Raw genomic sequence first — 5,450 nt, forward strand, 5'->3', positions numbered from 1 at the left:
GGGGGCGCGCAACAGACCGAAGGCTTCGACCAGATTCACCGCACCCTGCGCCGCGACGCCTCCAACCAGGCGGCCGAAGCGGTGCTGGCCTTGCTGGAACACAGATAAATGCAAATCGGACTGGACTTCAACCTGGTCGAAGACCTGGTCGCCGGGGTTGACGAGGTCGGCCGTGGCCCGCTGTGCGGTGCAGTGGTCACCGCTGCCGTGATCCTTGACCCAAACCGGCCGATCCTGGGCTTGAATGATTCGAAGAAGCTCACCGAGGCGCGCCGCGAAAAGCTCTTCGACGAGATTTGCGAGAAAGCCCTGAGCTTTCACATTGCCCGTGCCGAAGTCGAGGAAATCGACGAACTGAACATTCTGCATGCCACCATGCTGGCCATGCAGCGTGCGGTCGAAGGCCTGCACATCACGCCCAAATTGGCGTTGATCGATGGCAACCGTTGCCCCAAGCTCAACGTGCCGTCGGCACCGGTGGTCAAGGGTGACAGCCAGGTTCCAGCGATTGCGGCGGCGTCGATCCTGGCCAAAGTGACCCGCGACCGCGAAATGGCGGCATTCGAGCTGGTCTATCCTGGCTACGGCATTGGCGGGCACAAGGGCTACCCGACCCCGGTGCACCTGGAGGCCCTGGCGCGCCTGGGCCCTACGCCGATCCACCGGCGCTCGTTCGCACCGGTGCGTGCCGCGTTCGAAGCCCGCAACCTGCGCGGCAACGGCGTGCTGGCGGTGTAGACGCCGGCGCCACTCGGCCGGTGTCACCCCGCACTGGCTGTAGTTTTGATCGAGGCCCGGTACAATCCGGGCCTTGTTGTTTTGTGCTGCTATAGGATCATCATGTCGGCTTCTTTCGTTCATCTTCGCCTGCATACCGAATTCTCGCTGGTCGATGGCCTGGTGCGGATCAAGCCGCTGGTCAAGGCCCTGGCCGGGATGAACATGCCGGCGGTGGCCGTCACCGACCAGAGCAACATGTGCTCGCTGGTCAAGTTCTACAAGACCGCCATGGGCTCGGGGATCAAGCCGATCTGCGGCGCCGACCTGTGGCTGGCCAACGCCGATCCCGACCTGCCCTTGTCGCGTATCTGCCTGCTGGCCATGGACGCGCAAGGCTATCGCAACCTCACCGAGCTGATTTCGCGGGGCTGGATGGACGGCCAGCGCAATGGCGTGGTGGTGATCCAGCGCGAGTGGATCGCGCCGGCCAGCGAAGGGCTGATCGCCCTGTCGGCGGCCAAGGAGGGCGACATCGGCATGGCGCTGCTGGGCAACAACCCGCTTGAGGCTGAGGCCTTGCTGCGCGACTGGATGGCGATGTTCCCCGAGCGCTTCTATGTCGAAGTGCAGCGCACCAACCGTGCCGGCGACGAAGAGTACCTGCATGCCGCCGTGGCCCTGGCGGATCGCCTGGGCGCGCCGCTGGTGGCGACCAACGATGTGCGTTTCATCAAGCAGACCGACTACGACGCCCACGAAACCCGCGTGTGCATCGGTGAAGGCCGTGCCCTGGACGACCCGCGCCGCTCGCGCAACTACAGCGACCAGCAGTACCTCAAAAGCCCGGAAGAAATGGCCGAGCTGTTCAGCGACCTGCCTGATGCCCTGGCCAACACGGTCGAGATCGCCAAGCGCTGCAATATCCAGGTGCAGTTGGGCAAGCACTTCCTGCCCGACTTCCCGACGCCCAACGGCATGGGCATCGACGACTACCTGCGCCATGTCTCGCACGAAGGCCTGGAAGAACGCCTGGCGGTGCTGTGGCCCAAAGACACCACGCCCAACTATGAAGAGAAGCGCCAGGTCTACCTCGACCGCCTGAAGTTCGAACTGGACATCATCATCCAGATGGGCTTCCCCGGTTACTTCCTGATCGTTATGGACTTCATCAAGTGGGCCAAGAACAACGGCGTGCCGGTGGGCCCGGGTCGGGGCTCGGGTGCCGGCTCGCTGGTGGCCTATGTGCTGAAGATCACCGACCTTGACCCGCTGGCCTACGACCTGCTGTTCGAGCGCTTCCTCAACCCGGAACGGGTCTCGATGCCCGACTTCGACGTCGACTTCTGCATGGACGGCCGTGACCGGGTGATCGAGTACGTGGCCGACGCCTACGGGCGTAATGCGGTTAGCCAGATCATCACCTTTGGCACCATGGCGGCCAAAGCGGTGGTACGCGACGTGGCGCGGGTGCAGGGCAAGTCCTACGGCCTGGCCGATCGCCTGTCGAAGATGATCCCCTTCGAAGTCGGCATGACCCTGGAGAAGGCCTACGAGCAGGAGGAAATGCTGCGCGACTTCCTCAAGACCGACGAGGATGCCAAGGAAATCTGGGACATGGCCCTCAAGCTCGAGGGCGTCACGCGGGGTACCGGCAAGCACGCCGGTGGCGTGGTCATCGCACCGACCAAACTCACCGACTTCTCGCCCATTGCCTGTGATGAAGAGGGCGGCGGCCTGGTCACCCAGTTCGACAAGGACGACGTGGAGGCGGCGGGCCTGGTGAAGTTCGACTTCCTCGGCCTGCGTACCCTGACCATCATCAAGTGGGCGATGGAGACGATCAACCGCGAACAGGCCAAGGTCGGCCTGCCGGACCTGAACATCGACTTCATCCCGCTGGATGACAAGAAGACCTACGACCTGCTGCAGAAGGCCGAGACCACGGCCGTGTTCCAGCTTGAGTCGCGCGGCATGAAGGAGCTGATCAAGAAGCTCAAGCCCGACTGCCTGGAAGACCTCATCGCACTGGTGGCGCTGTTCCGTCCCGGTCCGCTGCAATCGGGCATGGTGGACGACTTCATCAACCGCAAGCACGGCCGCGCCGAGCTGGCGTACCCGCATTCGGACTACCAGTACGAAGGCCTCAAGCCGGTACTGGCGCCGACCTACGGCATCATCCTGTACCAGGAACAGGTGATGCAGATCGCCCAGGTGATGGCTGGCTACACCCTCGGTGGCGCGGACATGCTACGGCGTGCCATGGGCAAGAAAAAGCCCGAAGAGATGGCCAAGCAGCGCGGCGGTTTCATCGAAGGTTGCGCGAGCAACAATATCGACCCGGACCTGGCGGGCAACATTTTCGACCTGGTGGAGAAATTCGCCGGTTACGGCTTCAACAAGTCCCACTCCGCCGCCTACGGCCTGGTGTCGTACCAGACCGCCTGGCTCAAGACCCACCACCCGGCTGCGTTCATGGCCGCGGTACTGTCGGCGGACATGCACAACACCGACAAGGTGGTGACGCTGATCGAGGAAGTGCGCAGCATGAAGCTGCGCCTCGACGCGCCGGATGTGAACACCTCCGACTTCAAGTTCACGGTCAACGATGACGGCCGTATCGTGTATGGCCTGGGCGCGATCAAGGGCGTGGGCGAGGGGCCGGTCGAAGCGATCGTCGAAGCCCGCAGCAGCGCACCGTTCAAGGACCTGTTCGACTTCTGCGAGCGCGTCGACCTCAAGCGTATCAACAAGCGCACCCTCGATGCGCTGATCCGCAGCGGCGCGCTGGACCGTCTGGGGCCATTCTTCCATGACGAGATCAAGGCCTATCAGGCCAACATCGACCGCAACCGCGCGGTGTTGCTGGGGGCCATGGAAGAAGCCATCAAGTCGGCCGAACAGACCGCACGCACCCACGACAGCGGGCACTCGGACCTGTTCGGTGGCCTGTTCGTGGAGGCCGATGCCGACGTCTACGCCAACCACCGCAACGCCCGCGAGCTGACCCTCAAGGAGCGCCTGCGCGGCGAGAAAGACACCCTGGGCCTGTACCTCACCGGCCACCCGATCGACGAGTACGAGGGCGAGATCCGCCGTTTCGCCCGCCAGCGCATCATCGACCTCAAGCCTGCGCGCGATACCCAGACGGTCGCCGGCATGATCATTGCGTTGCGCGTGATGAAGAACAAGAAGGGCGACAAGATGGGCTTCGTGACCCTCGACGACCGCTCCGGGCGGATCGAGGCGTCGCTGTTTGCCGATGCGTTCATGGCGGCGCAGCCGTTGCTGCAGACCGACGCGATGGTGGTGGTGGAAGGCGAGGTGAGCAACGACGACTTCTCCGGTGGCCTGCGCCTGCGGGTCAAGCGGGTGATGAGCATGGAGGATGCGCGCACCAACCTGGCCGAAAGCCTGCGCCTGAAGATTCATGCCGATGCGCTCAAGGGCGACCGGTTGGCCTGGCTGGGCGAGCTGTTCAAGCGCCACCGTGGTGCGTGCCCGATCAGCATGGAATATACCGGCAGCGATGCCCGCGCCTTGCTGCAGTTTGGCGAGGGCTGGCGGATCGACCCGGCGGACGGACTGATTCAGGCCCTGCGTGACCAGTTCGGACGTGAGAACGTCTTTCTGCAATATCGATGAATTGATGAATTTTTAATCTCGACCTGAATGCGCCTGATCCCTTAAGGTAGGGCGCCAAACGGATCAACCGGCCGGCCGCCTGGCCGTCGACCCAAGACGGATGCCTATGAACCCGAATTTTCTGGATTTCGAACAGCCGATTGCTGACCTGCAAGCCAAGATCGAAGAGCTGCGCCTGGTCGGCAATGACAACTCGCTGAACATCGGCGATGAAATCGCCCGTCTGCAAGACAAGAGCAGCACGCTGACCGAAAGCATTTTCGGCAACCTGACCAGCTGGCAGATTGCGCGTCTGGCACGTCACCCGCGTCGCCCGTACACCCTGGACTACATCGACCATATCTTCACCGAGTTCGACGAGCTGCATGGCGATCGTCACTTCTCCGACGATGCGGCGATCGTGGGCGGCATTGCTCGCCTGGACGATCAGCCGGTCATGGTGATCGGTCACCAGAAGGGCCGCGAAGTGCGCGAGAAAGTACGTCGCAACTTCGGCATGCCGCGCCCTGAGGGCTACCGCAAGGCGTGCCGCCTGATGGAAATGGCCGAGCGTTTCAAGATGCCGATCCTGACCTTCATCGACACCCCGGGTGCCTACCCAGGCATCGATGCCGAAGAGCGCAACCAGAGCGAAGCGATTGCCTGGAACCTGCGTGTCATGGCGCGCCTGAAAACCCCGATCATCGCCACCGTGATCGGTGAAGGCGGTTCGGGCGGTGCCCTGGCCATTGGCGTGTGCGACCAGCTGAACATGCTGCAGTACTCCACCTACGCGGTGATCTCGCCCGAAGGCTGCGCCTCGATCCTGTGGAAGACCGCCGAGAAGGCTGCGGATGCGGCCGAAGCCATGGGCATCACCGCCGAGCGCCTGAAAGGTCTGGGTATCGTGGACAAGGTGATCGCCGAGCCGCTGGGCGGCGCGCACCGTGATCCGGCCAAGACCTCGGCCAATATCCGTGCCTCGCTGATCGAACAGCTCGACATGCTCAAGGGCTTCGACAACGACGCGCTGCTCAAGCGCCGTTACGATCGCCTGATGAGCTACGGGCTCTGACCTGACGTCATCGGTGGCCCTTTCGCTGGCAAGC

At 63.2% G+C, this 5,450-nt stretch carries 3 protein-coding genes; all 3 read left to right on the plus strand.

Annotated features, from left to right (window positions below; translation table 11 throughout):
• Positions 1 to 108 precede the first annotated feature (108 nt).
• Positions 109 to 738 (plus strand): ribonuclease HII, encoded by a 630-nt coding sequence (rnhB, locus tag G3436_RS21120; RefSeq protein WP_163949091.1) that lies wholly within the window; start codon positions 109 to 111, stop codon positions 736 to 738.
• A gap of 102 nt (positions 739 to 840) precedes the next feature.
• The gene (dnaE, locus tag G3436_RS21125) at positions 841 to 4,362 is read left to right on the plus strand and encodes a DNA polymerase III subunit alpha (RefSeq protein WP_163949094.1); all 3,522 of its coding nucleotides are present in this window, start codon (positions 841 to 843) and stop codon (positions 4,360 to 4,362) included.
• Between the two features lie 106 nt (positions 4,363 to 4,468).
• A complete protein-coding gene (locus G3436_RS21130) occupies positions 4,469 to 5,416 on the plus strand; it encodes an acetyl-CoA carboxylase carboxyltransferase subunit alpha (protein ID WP_163949097.1) in 948 nt (315 codons plus the stop codon).
• The last annotated feature ends 34 nt before the right edge of the window (positions 5,417 to 5,450 follow it).

This window comes from Pseudomonas brassicae (assembly GCF_010671725.1).
Lineage (GTDB): Bacteria > Pseudomonadota > Gammaproteobacteria > Pseudomonadales > Pseudomonadaceae > Aquipseudomonas > Aquipseudomonas brassicae.